The following is a 15,762-nucleotide window of genomic DNA, read 5'->3' on the forward strand; positions in this document are numbered from 1 at the left end:
AATGGAAATGAACCCATTGCACAGTGCAGCGAAGGAACAGCAATCATCAAGCGCGAGTAATTTACGCAATACTTATATTGGCGTATTGATAGTCGCAACATGGGCAATGTTATTTTGGTCAACTATCGTAGCCACTATTACAATCTGGTCGACTTCTGAGACTTTCGCTCATGGTTTTGTCATTTTACCTATCGTTGGTTGGCTCTTTTTTCGTGACCGCGCACAATTTTTACGGGCCAATGTCGTTGGCTCTTACTGGGGAATGGCTGTTACCGTCGGTTTTATTTTATTGTGGCTAATTGGTCAGTTGCTCGAAGTTTCTGTATTTCGTCAGCTCGGCGTGTTTGGTGGGATAGTCGCCAGTTATTGGATGGTGTTTGGTGATGATTTTGCCAAGCATTACAAATTCCCGCTGTGTTATGTCATTTTTGCAGTGCCATTTGGTAATGCGATTATTCCGTTGTTACAGCATATAACGGCGGAAATAACGGTGTTTATGCTGCAGGTAAGTCAGATCCCCGTTTTTTATGAAGGTTTATATCTTACCATTCCATCTGGCAAGTTTGAGGTGGCTGTTGCTTGTTCTGGCATTCGTTATTTGATCGCCTCGCTGGCGGTAGGAACCTTGTACGCTTATCTTAATTATCGATATTTTTATAAACAATTACTCTTTGTGATCTTAGCTTTCTTTATTCCGATTATTGCTAACGGTATTCGTGCTTACCTTATCGTAATAATTGCTCATTTGTCGGATATGGAATATGCGACAGGGGCTGATCACCTGGTGTATGGTTGGTTATTTTTTGGGATTGTTATCTTACTGATGTTTTATCTTGGCAGTTTCTTTTGCGATAGCGAACCAGAGGCTGAATCGCGGTTGATTAGCTCAGAACAAACTCAATTTAACGTTTGGCCGACTATCATGGTTGCAATATCTGGATTGGTGGCGTTGCTTTTTAATCGCACTATTGACTCAGTTGTTCCGCCACAACAGCCGGCAATTATAAAGTTATCAGCACCATTTAACATGACGCCACGAGAGCAAACATTATGGGGAATTGATTTTTCACATTCACTTGCAATGTATTTAGGACGTAGCACAAATAAGGTTGAGTTATATGTCGCTAAATTTGCAAATAGGCAAACCCAAGGTGAACTGCTGACATCGACTAATTTGTTGTACGATCAGCAATATTGGTCTTTAGTTGCCAAGACAATAGTGAAATTGCCAGCCACAACAGGTTCAATGGACTTTATTGAGCTGCAATTGGTCAATGCGCAAGGGCTGCATCGACTGGTTCGTTATAGCTATCTTATCGATGGTACTTTTATCGCCAGTCAAGCTAGGGTTAGGTTATCTCAAGGGTTATTGGCACTAACGGGGTCATCATTACCGTTATATGTTGTGGCTGTGTCAGTCGCTCACCCGTCGAGTCCGCAAGGATTAATTCAAGGGCAGCAGCTATTATCACAATGGGTAGCAGAGCAGCCATTGTCATCTATTAAGAGCGCTCAATCATTATGAAGCCAATTCATGTTTGCCATGTTGTCTATAAATTCGCTACTGGTGGGCTTGAGAATGGCGTGGTTAATTTAATTAATAAATTACCCGCCGAGGAATTTAGTCACAGCATTATTTGTATCAGTAATGCTGATCCAATGTTTGTGAAAAGATTGGCGCGACCAGAGATAAAAATATATGAGTTGGAGAAGCTACCTGGGCGTTCTATTTCCTATTTAGGGCGCTTAAGGGCTATTGTTAAGCAATTAAAGCCGTCGATAGTGCATACCCGAAATCTTTCGACGATAGAAGCGCAAGTAGCCTGTATCGGGCTGGGCGTATTACGAGTTCATGGAGAGCATGGCTGGGATGGTCCACTGGCTAAATTTAATCGCAAGCATATTTGGTTGAGACGTTTAATTCAGCCTTTAATTGACCGCTTTATTGTTTTGTCCGGCGAGTCTCAGCAATATTTAGCGCAACAAATTCTCATTGATCCAGCTCGAATTCAATTAATCTGTAATGGCGTTGATAGCGAGCTATTTACAAATCCTCCTAAATCCTTAGCTGAAAATTTTAATATCATTGCGGTCGGTCGTTTAGTAGATGTTAAAAATTACCCCTTGTTACTTAATGCGCTAGCAAAAATTGTGCATGAGCTTGGATATAATAATGTCCAATTAACTATCGTCGGTGATGGCAGCAATCGTGAGCAATTAACTGACCAAATAGCGAGCCTAAAATTAAATTCACATTGCCATTTACTTGGCGATAGATCCGATATTGCGCCGTTATTGGCGCAAAGTGATGTTTTTGTACTGGCGTCGACTGCGGAAGGCATATCCAATACGATATTAGAATCAATGTCGACCGGCACTGCCGTGATTGCGACAGATGTTGGTGGTAATACTGAGCTGGTCGAGCATATGAAAACGGGCTTAATAACCGAGTCGAACAATCTGGTCGCTATGGTTGATGCGATAGAATATTACCTTAAAGATATCAGTTGTTGCCACCAGCATGGCATTAATGGGCGGCAACGAATTGAGGAAAATTTTAGTATCAGTTTGATGGTTAACAACTATGCTGAGTTATACCGTCGTTTAATATAATAAATAACAGGATGTTTTATGTGTGGGATTTCAGGGATATTTGATTTAAAAAAAATTGACGACATTGACCGTAATATTTTAGAAAAAATGAATACAGCTCAAGATCATCGAGGGCCCGATGCCGATGGTTTTTTCTTTGCGCCAGGTATCGGACTTGGCCATCGCCGTTTATCTATTATTGATCTTGCTGGTGGCCATCAACCAATGTTTAATGCCAGTGGTGATATCGGCATTGTTTTTAATGGCGAGATCTATAATTTTAAACAACTGGCTGAGCAGTTAATCGAGTTAGGGCATAAATTTGAAACGCGCAGTGACACTGAAACGATTCTGCATGCTTGGGCCCAGTGGGGAGTGGATTGTGTAAGCCACTTGCGGGGCATGTTTGTTTTTGCATTGTGGGATAAGCGCCAAGACAGCTTGTTTATGGCACGAGACCGATTGGGCATTAAACCGCTTTATTACACCCTGTTAGAGAATAATCAGTTCATTTTTGGTTCAGAACTGAAGGTGCTTAAACAGCACCCGCAATGCTCGCGCGAATTAGACCCTCAAGCGATAGAAGATTATTTTACCTTTGGTTATATCCCTGAGCCAAAATCAATTTTCAAGCAAGTTAAAAAATTAGAGCCGGGTCATACCATTTTACTCGAAAAAGGCTCGTTGCAGGTAAAGCCAGTTCAGTATTGGGATGTACAATTTGATGTAAGCTTACACCCGCTAGGACACAGTAAGGATCAACTCATTGAGCAGTTTAAACAGGCTGTCGATGTTCGTTTAGTATCTGAGGTACCGCTTGGGGCTTTTTTATCTGGCGGTGTTGACTCGTCTGGTGTCGTCGCAATGATGTCATCGTTACAGCAAGAACCCGTTAACGCCTGTTCAATTGGCTTTGATGCTAAAGGGTTTAATGAAACAGATTTTGCCACTGAAGTTGCACAGCGCTACAAAGCAAAACATCAGATAAAAGAAATTAGTAGCGATGATTACGTACTAATCGATAAACTTGCCGACTTGTATGATGAGCCTTATGCCGATAGCTCGGCTTTACCGACTTATCGCTTGTGTGAAATGGCGAGAGCGCAGGTTACTGTTGCGCTCTCGGGAGATGGTGCCGATGAGTTAATGGCCGGATATCGGCGTTATCAATGGCATCTTAAAGAAGAGAAACTACGTCAACTATTGCCATTGAGTTTCAGAAAGCCGGTGTTTGGTTTTCTTGGTGCTGTTTATCCAAAATTAGACTGGGCACCAAAATTTCTACGTGCTAAAACTACCTTTCAATCGATGGCATTTGACTGGATTGAAGGCTATCACAATAGCATGTCAATTTTGCGCAATGACGAACGCCAGCGCTTATTTAGCGCGGAATTTAAAGCCTCGTTGCAAGGTTATAATAGTGTGAGCGTTTTTAAACATCACGCCAAAAACTCAGCGACGACAGATCCGTTATCACAAGTTCAATACATCGATATGAAGACTTATTTGGTCGGAGATATATTAACTAAAGTAGACCGGGCTAGCATGGCACACAGCTTGGAAGTACGAGTTCCGCTGCTCGATCATCAGTTTATTGAGTGGGCTGCCAATATTCCATCGAGTGAACGGTTAGCACAAGGGCAGGGTAAAGCGGTGTTTAAGCAAGCCTTAGAGCCTCATTTACCTAATGATGTGCTTTATCGTCAAAAAATGGGCTTTAGCATCCCTCTAGCTCAATGGTTTAGAGGACCGCTTAAAGAAAAGCTCGAACAAGGATTATTGTCTAATATCATGCTCAATAGCGGTATCTTTGATCCTGCAGCGTTAAAGTGGCTGCTAAAAAGCCATATCAATGGTTCTAGAGATAATAGCGCAGCACTGTGGTCGCTATTAATGTTTGAGCGCTTTTTAGCAAGCGAACTAAAATGAACATTGCTGTCATTGGGCCGATACCACCACCGAGTGGCGGCATGGCGATGCAAACAGAGCAGCTGTGTCGGTTATTGGAACAAGCGGGGCATGAGGTAACGGCCATAGCTACAAATAGCGCCTATCGTCCGCAGTGGATCGGACGGGTATTTATGCTGCGCGCATTGTTCCGGCTATTTCACTATTGTTGGCTGCTACTTTCGCAGTTAAAAAAACAGCAAGTAGTTCATCTAATGGCTAATTCAGGTTGGTCATTCTATCTGTTTGCAATGCCAGCGATTTATATCGCCTCATGGTATAAAGTGCCAGTTATTGTCAACTACCGTGGTGGTAATGCTAAGCCGTTTTTTGCTAAATCTTGGCCTTACATCAAAGGTGCCTTTCACCGTGTTGATGCTATTATTGTGCCAAGTGAATTCTTGCGTCAAATATTTAGTCAATACGACTTACCGTCGCAAGTCGTGCCTAATATTGTCGATTTATCAATTTTTGATTATCAAGAACCTGACCTGTCGGTTGGCTGTTTGCACCTTGTAGTGACTCGAAATTTAGAGCTTATTTATGATAACGCCACAGCAATTAAAGCCTTTGCACTCTTTTGCAACAATCATCCTAATACAAAGTTAACGATAGCAGGCAGTGGCAGCGAATTAACGGCATTAGAGCAGCTAACCATACAGTTGGAAGTCAGTGATAAGGTTAACTTTGTTGGGCGGTTAAGTCGCAGTGAAATCGCTAAACTGTATCAATCATCCGATATTTTATTAAATACCAGTATTGTCGACAATACCCCCAATTCTATTATTGAAGCATTAGCATGTGGCGTTATTGTTATCACTAGTAATGTCGGAGGAATTCCATTTTTAGTTAAAGATGGTTGCCAAGCGTTGCTTGTTCCGCCAGAACAGCCGACAGCCATTGCACAAAAACTGGCATTGGTTATTGCGGACCTTAAGCTGAGTTTGAAGTTAGCGCAGGGGGGACGTGAGATGGTGCAGCAATTTTCACCATTGGAGGTTATTCCATTACTTGAACAAATCTACCACAAGGTGATAAATCAAGATGCGTGATATTGTACTGTTGGTCATTATCATTGGTCTGATCATTATGACCTTAAAAAAACCATTTTATGGGGTGCTTACTTGGTGTTGGATTAGTTATATGTTGCCGCATAAATTGTCTTGGGGTTTCATGTTGCATTTCCCTTCGGCCCAGCTTGTCGCAATCGCGTTTATAATTTCCTTGATGTTAAGTAAAGAGAAAAAAACGATTAATTGGCACTCTCCCATTGTCTGGTTATTGATCTTTAATCTATCGATGTTGCTATCGACACTGATTGGCTCGAAAGATTTTGGTGCCTTGCAAATTTACACTCAAACTTTAAAAGTGCAGTTTTTTACTTTTCTAATTTATATGATGTTAACTAATCGCGAGAGGATCGATCAGGCGTTGTGGGTTATTTGCGCTAGCATTGGTTTTTATGGCGTAAAAGGCGGGATTTTTGTTATATTAAATGGTGGTAAAGATCGCGTGTGGGGACCGCCAGGTGGTTATTTTGAAGGTAACAACGAATTAGGTCTGACTTTGCTGATGATTGTGCCAGTGATGTATTACTTGATGCATACAGTCGATAAAAAATGGTGCAAACATTTAATAGCGATAAGTATATTGTTATGTGTTGCTGCGGTGCTCGGTACTCACTCTCGCGGTGCCTTGGTCGCACTAATCGCATTGGCTGGTTTCTTTGTCTTAAAGAGTGATAAAAAGTTTATCGCCATAATACTACTAATTTTCTTATTACCAATTGGCTATCAGTTTATGCCTGACTCTTGGCATCAGCGGATGTCGAGTATTGTTCAAAATGATGAAGCCTCTTATGATGGCTCTATTCAAGGGCGATTCAACGCATGGCGCATGGCGTTTAACTTAGCCGCTGTTCATCCGGTCGGTGATGGTTTTGGCGCATTTAATCGAGTTAACTTTGCCCTCTACTCACCTGATCCTGAAAACTTTCATGATGCCCATAGTATTTACTTTAAAGTATTAGCTCAGCAAGGCTGGCTTGGTTTAGGCATCTATATCGCGATGTGGCTTTCAGCATGGCGACTGGCTAATAAAGTTCAAAAAGTTGCCAAAAAACATCAAGATTTACAGTGGGCAGATCTGCTGTGTCGAATGTTACAACTTAGTCTTATTGCCTATGCTAGCGGGGGGATGTTCTTAGGTTTATCGTATTTTGACTTGCCTTATCACATGTTAATTACTATTTGTGCGGTCTATTTTGTTGTGATGCAGCAATTAAAAGAAAAAGCAAAAGTTACAGAAGTATCAAATGATCCTGCTTTACAACGTGTTGGCTAATGCGGTATACCTAGATAGTCGTCAACGAGCATTGAGAAGCTGATATTAATGATAAAAGTAATTATAGAGCGTGTGCTAGCAGAAGATATGGGCAGTACTTATGATCGCGAAATAAAAAAAACCTTAGTTGCGGTGATGGCTGCCAAAGGTTTTATTTCAGGCACATCTTATGGTGATGTTAATAGCCCCAACATTCGAACCATTATTACCAACTGGGATAATGTTCGTTGTTGGGAGCGCTGGTATCAATCGCAGTCGCGCCGCGATGCTAATAAGTCGATTCAGCTGATGTTGAAATATGACGAAAAAGTTAAAATATTAAGCCCGCAAGCCTTGTCATAATCCTGTCAGCCCAAATCGACTTTTGACTCAAAGTTAGTTAACTTTTGGTGTTCGCTTTTCGATAAAATCACTTAGGGCTTCACGCGCTTCATCACTGTCGAGGTGCGTCATGAAAACTTCAGCCTCAGCTAAAATGGCTTGCTTAATTGGCTCAACAAATGGCGCTTTTATTACTGCTTTACTCGCTTGTATTGCCTTTGGGGGTTGACTTGCCATTGCTTGTGCAACCGATATCGCCTGTTGTATTACTTCTCCCTCATCACACACCTGATTGATTATGCCGAGCGTTAACGCTGTCTGGGCATCAAAGCTCTTAGCGAGTAAAATAAGCTCAGCTGCTTTTCTGTGGCCCATTAATTGGGTCAATAATAAGCTTGAACCTCCTTCAGGAGTCAAACCAAGGCTAGTGAATGGCATTTTAAATAAGGTGTTGTTACTGGAAACTACATAATCACAATGCAATAACATCGTGGTGCCGATGCCAATAGCTGGTCCTGCAGTTGCTGCTATTAGTGGCTTTTTTAATTGGTGAATGGTGATTAAAAACTTAAAGGCCGGCGCATTAATATCCTGAGGCGGATTTCTTAAGAAATCTTTTAAATCATTGCCAGCACAAAAAACATTTTCATCACCGGAAATTATGATCGCACGAATATTATTATCACAGTCTGCCTGTGTTAACGCCTGAACCAGTTCAAGGTACATCGCACCGGTTAAGGCGTTTTTAGCCTTTGTCCGGTTGATCACAATGTGTTTAATAGTGTTATTGATGGTTGTGCTAAGTATATGTGGATTGATCATATCGCTACTGGCCTTGTTAAACGCTTGTTTTAATTTGAACAGTATAAGATTTGAACTCTTGATGCAAGCATACTAACCAGGCTAATCAAATGGCAACACTTTAGTACAACATAGCCGACCATTATAGTTATAACGGCCAAGAGTTCTTACAATAACTCTTGAGATATCAACTTGAGTAAAAAAGTTTCCCTTTCTATCGACATCCCTTTCTTTTCGCTGTGCTTTAGTGTGTTTTCATTGTGCGCAATCGCATCAAAAATATTAATCCAAACAGGGCGCATACCATTGGTCACTTCATAGTCTTCAAAGCTCGTTTGGCCAAGATCTGTATCAATTGAACAGGTATAGCAAAACGATTCCATATGCATGGTATCAAAATCATCTTTGTACCAGGGGCGGAATTCTTCGTAGTTACCAAATGGGACAATGTTGGAAATGTTATTAGCTCCGGTCTCTTCTTGTAACTCACGGATTAAGCCAGCAATTAAATCTTCGCCTTCATCAACGCCACCCCCGGGTAAGGTGTAGTCATGATAACGTTCAGTGTAGAGCATTAAGATATTGGTGCCGCTAAGTACAATGGCTCGAGTTGCTTGACGGTGAAATGAGCGGCCCCCGGTTATAACATCTGGGTGGCAACTGGATTTTAATAGGCGCATATAAAAATTAATGATTGAAGATAGAAAGCGCTCATTATACAAAAAAAGCCTCGCTATGCGAGGCTCCTGTCAGATAGTAATTAAATCAACTAGCACTTAAGCAGGTTGTTGGATAATCACGTTGTCTGCTTTCTTGGTATACGCTTCCATCTTATCGAAGTTCAAGTAGCGGTACGTATCAGCAGCAGTGGCATCTAGTTGCGCTGCATAGCTCATGTATTCTTCAACAGTAGGTAGTTTACCCAATATTGATGAAACCGCTGCAACTTCTGCCGAAGATAGGTAAACGTTAGCGCCGTTACCTAGACGGTTAGGGAAGTTACGAGTCGAGGTTGAAACAACAGTTACCTTATCACCAACACGGGCTTGGTTACCCATACATAGTGAACAACCAGGTGCTTCTGTACGAGCGCCGGCTTTGCCGAAGATGCTGTAGTAACCTTCAGCAGTTAACTGAGCTGCATCCATTTTCGTTGGTGGTGTTACCCATAAACGTGTTGGCAAGGTGCCGCCGTAGTTTTCAAGTAATTTACCTGCGGCGCGGAAATGGCCGATGTTAGTCATACAAGAACCGATGAACACTTCATCAATCTTAGTACCAGCTAGCTTAGAAAGCAGCTCAACATCATCTGGGTCATTTGGACACGCTAGAATAGGCTCTTTAACATCAGCTAAATCGATTTCGATAATTTCAGCATATTCTGCATCTTTATCGGCTTCCATTAGTTCTGGGTTAGCAATCCATTCCTGCATCGCAAGTACGCGACGTTCAATAGTACGAACATCGCCGTAGCCTTCGCTGATCATCCACTTAAGCATAACGATGTTAGACTCTAAGTATTCGATGATTGGTTCTTTGTCTAGTTTAATGGTACAACCAGCAGCAGAACGTTCAGCAGAAGCATCTGTTAGTTCGAACGCTTGCTCAACTTTAAGTTGGCTCAGGCCTTCAATCTCAAGAATTTTACCAGAGAAAGCATTGATTTTACCCGCTTTCTCAACGGTCAATAGACCTTTTTCAATCGCGTAGTATGGGATTGCATTAACCAAATCACGTAGGGTAATACCTGGGTTTAGTTCACCTTTAAAGCGAACTAGGATTGATTCAGGCATATCAAGTGGCATTACACCCGTTGCCGCAGCAAATGCGACTAGACCAGAACCCGCTGGGAACGAAATACCTAATGGGAAACGCGTATGTGAATCACCACCAGTACCAACGGTATCAGGTAGTAACATCCGGTTTAGCCACGAGTGAATCACACCATCGTTTGGACGAAGTGAAACGCCGCCACGGTTCATGATGAAATCAGGAAGCGTATGGTGAGTGTTTACATCAACTGGCTTAGGGTAAGCCGACGTGTGACAGAAAGACTGCATCGTTAAGTCAGCTGAGAAACCTAGACAAGCTAAATCTTTAAGCTCATCACGAGTCATTGGACCGGTAGTATCTTGAGAACCAACGGTAGTCATCTTAGGCTCACAATATTGACCAGGACGGATGCCGTCAACGCCACATGCTTTACCAACCATTTTCTGACCAAGAGTAAAGCCTTTGTCACTTGCTTCAATATCGACTGGCTTACGGAATAAATCAGTTTCACCAAGACCAAGAGAAGTACGAGCGCGAGCGGTTAGGCCACGACCGATGATTAATGGTATACGGCCACCGGCACGAACTTCATCGAATAATACTTCGGTTTTAAGCGAGAATTTAGTGATGATCTCTTCTGAACCGTGTGCGGTTACTTTACCTTTGTATGGGTAAACGTCGATAACATCGCCCATGTTTAGGTTTGATACATCAAATTCTAATGGTAATGCGCCAGAATCTTCCATGGTGTTAAAGAAGATCGGAGCGATTTTAGCACCGATACAGATACCGCCGCCGCGCTTATTAGGAATATAAGGAATATCATCGCCCATAAACCAAAGCACAGAGTTGGTCGCCGACTTACGAGAAGAACCCGTACCAACAACATCACCCACGTATGCTAATGGGAAACCTTTGGCTTGTAGTGCTTCAATTTGTTTGATTGGGCCAATTTCACCGTCGTCATCTGGATTAATGCCTTCACGCTCGATTTTAAGCATCGCTAGTGCGTGCAATGGGATATCTGGACGAGACCAAGCATCTGGTGCTGGAGATAAGTCATCGGTGTTGGTTTCGCCAGTCACTTTAAAAACAGTGAGGCTAAGCTTTTCAGCGACAGCAGGTTTAGCAGTAAACCATTCGCCAGCAGCCCAAGATTCCATCACTTGTTGTGCCGCTGCGTTACCCGCCTTGGCTTTTTCTTCAACGTCATGGAACGCATCAAACATTAATAAGGTATGAGAAAGTGCAGTGGCAGCAATCGAAGCCAACGCGTCATTGTCTAATGCATTGATTAATGGGTCGATATTGTAACCGCCCTGCATGGTGCCTAGCAATTGCGTGGCATGCTCAGCTGAGATAAGTGGCGAACTTGCTTCACCAGTCGTTAGCGCCGCTAAAAAACCCGCTTTAACATAAGCTGCGTCATCAACACCTGGTGGTACACGGTTAGTGATAAGGTCGACGATGAACTCTTCTTCACCTGCTGGTGGATTTTTAAGTAGTGCTACTAGTCCATTTACTTGCTCGGCGTTTAGTGGCAAGGGTACGATGCCCTGACTTGCACGTTCTTCAACGTGGCTACGATATGCTGTTAACACGACAATTCCTCTTTATTCATAATTTGAAAATTATGTTATTTATAATCATGCAGTAAAATTGCAAGGTATGCTTGCCCTGGTCCATTTCAATTGCTTTTTGATAATATGGGTTATCAAAAAGCCAATAAACTAATAACTATTATAATAGTTACCTTGTACGGCAATGTGAATGCTAGAGTTTGCAGCAAGGCAATGAAATAAAGCGCAGGCCGAAGTCTTCCAATTTATGCACCTAGATTGAGTTAGGTAAATTTACCAAAAACGGCTAACTAAAAAGATTAGACGTATGGCTAGATGAGCCATATTATGCCTTAAAACGATATAAGTTTGGATTATACTTGGTATTTCTTTCGTGAATGCACTGGTGGGTAATGTTCACCGGTCGATTGCAGCGACAATAGATTAAAAAAGTTGAACTATTAGACAAAAATATTGGTCTGTTTACCGTGCTAATATTACGTATCATTAGCAGCATATTTTAGGTGAGAAACGATAATGACAAGCCCAGAGGTAGAAAAGTATAGTTATGTAAGCCGGATCCTGCATTGGATTGCAGCGTTGTTGATTTTTGGGCTATTTGGTCTTGGTTTATGGATGACCGATCTCGATTATTATTCAACCTGGTATCAAACGGCGCCACAGCTTCATGTGCTGATTGGTTTGTTTTTGTTGCTTATTATGAGCAGTCGTGTGATTGCGCGACTATTTACCGCGGCACCTGCAGCCTTACCTCAATTGTCTCAGTTCGAAGTCGCTGCGTCCCATTTTGCGCACTTGTTATTGTACTTGGTGACATTTATTATTTTGGTCAGTGGTTACCTGATAGTGGCCAGTGGCCAACCCATGATCCTGTTTGATTTGTTAGAAGTTCCTATTATAGGTAAGATTTTTGACCAACAAGAAGACATAGCAGGTGATATCCATTATTGGTCTGCTTGGTTGGTGGTTGTCCTTGCACTCGGTCATGGCGCAGCGGCAATAAAACATCATCTTATTAGCGGCGATGACACATTACGCCGGATGCTGTAATGTGTATAAAAATAAATTTTTAAATAAAAAATATAAGGTTATAACATGAAACTACGTAACACGGTTGTTGCAACAGCCCTAGTATTAGTTGCTGGATTTAGCTCGGTGGCTCAGGCTGCAGAATACAAGATTGATACTAAAGATACTCACTCTTTTATTCAGTTTAAGATCCAACATTTAGGATACAGCTGGTTATTAGGTCGCTTTAATAAGTTTGAGGGTGATTTTAGCTATGATCAAAACAATGAAGCTGCCAGTAAAATATCAGTAACAATTGATACCGCAAGTGTCGACTCTAATCATGAACGACGGGACAAGCACCTACGCAGTGATGACTTCTTAGATGTAGACAAATTTGAACAGGCTTCGTTTGTTAGTACCAGCTATAAGCCAGGCACTGAAGGTAAGGGTAAATTAATGGGCCAGTTCACGTTACATGGCGTGACTAAGTCAATTACGATTGACGTAAACAAAATAGGTGAAGGTCAAGATCCGTGGGGAGGTTACCGTGCTGGTTTTGAAGGCAGCACCACGTTGAAGCTTACTGATTACAATATTATGAAAAATCTTGGGCCAAAATCTCAAGAAGTTGAACTTTACTTCTCGTTTGAAGGAATTCAACAAAAGTAGTTACAAAACAAATCTTCCTTTGTTTTAGCCAGTCATCGACTGGCTTTTTTGTGCGCGCTAATTAAGCAATGGTTAACCCGACTTGAGCCATTATTTCCTTAATATATTTAGTAAGAAGAAAACATGAGTTATTTTGTATGGATTTCATTGGGTTTTGTGGCCGGCATGCTCGCAAAATGGCTAATGCCAGATAAAGACGGTGGTGGTTTTATTAAAACAACCTTGTTAGGCATCGCTGGGGCGTTTGTTGGCAGTAAATTAGGGGGTGGCGCAACCGACAGTTTTAATTTAGTCAGTATAGTAACGGCAACTACTGGGGCGTTTGTTTTGCTTTTTATTTATAACAAAGTTAATAGTTATTTGTAATCAGCAGCGACTTCACTATGGGTCGCTGCAATTGCGTATTGAAGTTACGCAGGAAATAACTGAGTTAACTTAGTTGCCAACATCATGTTGCCAGTGGCTTTAATTTTTCCCATCATAAATGCTGTCATACCATTAACGCTGCCATCTAATAAACCAATTAGAGTTTTATTAGCTAAAGATAAGGTTACCGAAGGATCATCGTGTTCACCGTCTAAAAGCTCATAAGCACCGTCGGCAATAACTAAATGAAAATAGCTACCCTCTAGATCAAATTGAAATATTTCATCAACACCGCTTGCGGCATTGGCATTAAATTTACTGGCTAAAATTTCTTGGTACTCGTTAATTACTGACATAATTTCTCCAAATATAATAATGTGGTACGTGGTCTGACCTCTAAGTTATCACGTCGCTTGATGATGTCAAATATTTTTGTACACCGCTATTTTTGTTCAATAGTTCAAACAACGCAGCTTTGATTGTTTCTTTAATGGCTTATTTTTAGTTAAATCGGCTATAATTGCGCGGTTTTAAATTACAGAGATGCCCACTAGCTATGACAACCTTTACTGACGCGGTGAATAAACGCCGTACCTTCGCGATCATATCGCACCCCGATGCGGGTAAAACAACCATTACAGAAAAAGTATTATTGTTTGGACAGGCGCTGCAAAAAGCGGGCACGGTAAAGGGCAAGAAGTCGGGTCAGCACGCAAAATCTGACTGGATGGACATAGAAAAAGAGCGTGGTATTTCGATCACCACATCAGTGATGCAATTTCCTTATGCTGGTTCAGTTATTAATTTACTCGATACTCCCGGCCACGCTGATTTCTCGGAAGATACCTACCGTACCCTAACCGCTGTTGACTCATGTTTAATGGTGATTGATGCAGCAAAAGGGGTCGAAGCCCGTACCATTAAATTAATGGAAGTAACGCGACTGCGCACAACCCCCATTGTTACCTTTATGAATAAGCTCGATCGCGATGTACTTGACCCACTCGAAGTCATGGACGAAGTTGAAACCGTATTAAACATTATATGTGCACCTATTACTTGGCCAATTGGCATGGGTAAAGAATTTAAAGGGATTTATCATCTTTTGCGTGATGAAGTTATCCTTTATCAATCTGGCCAGGGACATACGATTCAGGAAGTTCGAAGCATCAAAGGTTTAGACAACCCTGAAGTAGACGAAGCCTTAGGTGATTATGCCCAGGAATTGCGTGAGTCGATGGAACTTATCCAAGGTGCATCTAACCCTTTTGATTTAGAAATGTATTTAGCGGGCGAGTTAACCCCAGTATTTTTTGGTACCGCGATGGGTAACTTTGGCGTTGACCATATGCTCGACGGCATCGTTGAATGGGCACCAAAACCAATTAATCGCATTGCTGAACAGCGTGAAGTTGCAGTGACTGAAGAAAAGTTTACTGGTTTTGTTTTTAAAATTCAGGCCAATATGGATCCGAAACACCGTGATCGTATTGCATTTATGCGAGTTTGTTCTGGTAAATATAACAAGGGCATGAAAATGCGCCATGTGCGCATAGGCAAAGACGTTAACGTTTCAGACGCATTAACCTTTATGGCGGGCGATCGCACCCAGGCAGAGGAAGCTGTAGCGGGTGATATCATTGGTTTGCATAACCACGGCACTATTCAAATTGGTGATACTTTTACGCAGGGTGAAGCGTTGAAGTTTACTGGTATTCCTAATTTTGCCCCTGAATTGTTCCGTCGAATTTTGTTAAAAGATCCGTTGAAGATGAAGCAGCTGCAAAAAGGCTTAATTCAGCTTTCTGAAGAGGGCGCAGTGCAAGTATTTAGACCACTGCGTTCTAACGAATTAATTTTAGGTGCGGTCGGCATACTCCAGTTCGATGTGGTAGTCGCACGATTAAAATCAGAATACAAAGTTGAAGCTATTTATGAGGCAGTTGGAGTTTCAACCGCTCGTTGGGTGTCGTGTGATGACGCTATTAAGTTGGAAAAATTCAAGAAAAAAGCTTTTGATAACTTAGCATTAGATGGTGGTAATAATTTAACTTACATTGCGCCAACTCGCGTTAATTTAAGCTTAGCTTACGAGCGTCACCCTGAGATCACTTTCAGAGAGACCCGCGAAAACTAATCGCAGTCATTTACAAAGCTCTTAACCACAGTTAAGAATAAAAGAAACCGTAGGCATGCATAATGACCTGCGGTTTTTTATTATGTCACCAGCTTAACCCATCATTAAAACTTACTAGAAACCCTCTGCAGCGTTGCTTAGTCGTCGCTAAATAATCACAGACAGTTTTCCGTTGCCGGTATTGCCATAGATGCTTTCTAAAATTTAGCGAGTAATAACTAG

14 protein-coding genes are annotated in these 15,762 nt (G+C 41.8%); 10 read left to right on the forward strand and 4 right to left on the reverse strand.

The window, feature by feature from the left end; genetic code table 11:
• Position 1: 1 nt before the first annotated feature.
• From xrtA to HRU23_03475, 6 genes are read left to right on the forward strand one after another with little or no spacing between them, the layout of a single operon-like run.
• A complete protein-coding gene (gene xrtA, locus HRU23_03450) occupies positions 2-1,525 on the forward strand; it encodes an exosortase A (protein NRA53177.1) in 1,524 nt (507 codons plus the stop codon).
• Entirely contained in the window at positions 1,522-2,613 is a 1,092-nt protein-coding gene (locus HRU23_03455; protein ID NRA53178.1) for a glycosyltransferase, read from the forward strand. Before xrtA ends, HRU23_03455 begins: the two co-directional genes overlap by 4 nt.
• 18 nt (positions 2,614-2,631) lie before the next feature.
• Entirely contained in the window at positions 2,632-4,521 is a 1,890-nt protein-coding gene (locus HRU23_03460) for an amidotransferase 1, exosortase A system-associated (GenBank protein ID NRA53179.1), read from the forward strand.
• Positions 4,518-5,591: a glycosyltransferase family 4 protein gene (locus HRU23_03465; protein NRA53180.1), complete on the forward strand. Its 1,074-nt coding sequence runs from the start codon at positions 4,518-4,520 to the stop codon at positions 5,589-5,591. The genes HRU23_03460 and HRU23_03465 overlap by 4 nt, the downstream gene beginning before the upstream one ends.
• Entirely contained in the window at positions 5,584-6,882 is a 1,299-nt protein-coding gene (locus HRU23_03470) for a putative O-glycosylation ligase, exosortase A system-associated (protein ID NRA53181.1), read from the forward strand. The genes HRU23_03465 and HRU23_03470 overlap by 8 nt, the downstream gene beginning before the upstream one ends.
• Positions 6,883-6,930: 48 nt before the next feature.
• Complete coding sequence (locus tag HRU23_03475) at positions 6,931-7,224, forward strand: antibiotic biosynthesis monooxygenase (GenBank protein ID NRA53182.1); 294 nt, start codon at positions 6,931-6,933, stop codon at positions 7,222-7,224.
• Positions 7,225-7,257: 33 nt separating this feature from the next.
• On the opposite strand, the gene HRU23_03480 is transcribed toward HRU23_03475, so the two are convergent.
• From HRU23_03480 to acnB, 3 genes are all read right to left on the reverse strand, one after another.
• The gene (locus HRU23_03480; protein NRA53183.1) at positions 7,258-8,025 is read right to left on the reverse strand and encodes an enoyl-CoA hydratase/isomerase family protein; all 768 of its coding nucleotides are present in this window, start codon (positions 8,023-8,025) and stop codon (positions 7,258-7,260) included.
• A gap of 146 nt (positions 8,026-8,171) precedes the next feature.
• On the reverse strand, positions 8,172-8,684 hold the full coding sequence (locus HRU23_03485) for an NUDIX domain-containing protein (protein NRA53184.1): 513 nt from the start codon (positions 8,682-8,684) through the stop codon (positions 8,172-8,174).
• 96 nt (positions 8,685-8,780) lie between these two features.
• Positions 8,781-11,378: a bifunctional aconitate hydratase 2/2-methylisocitrate dehydratase gene (gene acnB, locus HRU23_03490; GenBank protein ID NRA53185.1), complete on the reverse strand. Its 2,598-nt coding sequence runs from the start codon at positions 11,376-11,378 to the stop codon at positions 8,781-8,783.
• 495 nt (positions 11,379-11,873) lie between these two features.
• Between acnB and HRU23_03495 the strand changes: the two genes are divergently transcribed.
• The 3 genes from HRU23_03495 to HRU23_03505 all read left to right on the forward strand — a co-directional run bounded on the left by HRU23_03495 (position 11,874) and on the right by HRU23_03505 (position 13,403).
• A complete protein-coding gene (locus HRU23_03495) occupies positions 11,874-12,407 on the forward strand; it encodes a cytochrome b (protein ID NRA53186.1) in 534 nt (177 codons plus the stop codon).
• A gap of 45 nt (positions 12,408-12,452) precedes the next feature.
• Entirely contained in the window at positions 12,453-13,037 is a 585-nt protein-coding gene (locus tag HRU23_03500; protein NRA53187.1) for a YceI family protein, read from the forward strand.
• 123 nt (positions 13,038-13,160) lie between these two features.
• The gene (locus tag HRU23_03505; protein ID NRA53188.1) at positions 13,161-13,403 is read left to right on the forward strand and encodes a GlsB/YeaQ/YmgE family stress response membrane protein; all 243 of its coding nucleotides are present in this window, start codon (positions 13,161-13,163) and stop codon (positions 13,401-13,403) included.
• Between the two features lie 44 nt (positions 13,404-13,447).
• Here HRU23_03505 and HRU23_03510 read toward each other — a convergent pair whose 3' ends face one another.
• Positions 13,448-13,759 carry an SCP2 sterol-binding domain-containing protein gene (locus HRU23_03510; GenBank protein ID NRA53189.1) on the reverse strand — a complete coding sequence of 104 codons (312 nt, stop codon included), beginning with the start codon at positions 13,757-13,759 and terminating at the stop codon, positions 13,448-13,450.
• 200 nt (positions 13,760-13,959) lie between these two features.
• Between HRU23_03510 and prfC the strand changes: the two genes are divergently transcribed.
• A complete protein-coding gene (gene prfC / locus HRU23_03515; GenBank protein ID NRA53190.1) occupies positions 13,960-15,540 on the forward strand; it encodes a peptide chain release factor 3 in 1,581 nt (526 codons plus the stop codon).
• Positions 15,541-15,762: the final 222 nt, after the last annotated feature.

It is taken from the genome of Gammaproteobacteria bacterium, from assembly GCA_013214945.1.
Taxonomy (GTDB): Bacteria; Pseudomonadota; Gammaproteobacteria; order Enterobacterales; family Psychrobiaceae; genus Psychrobium.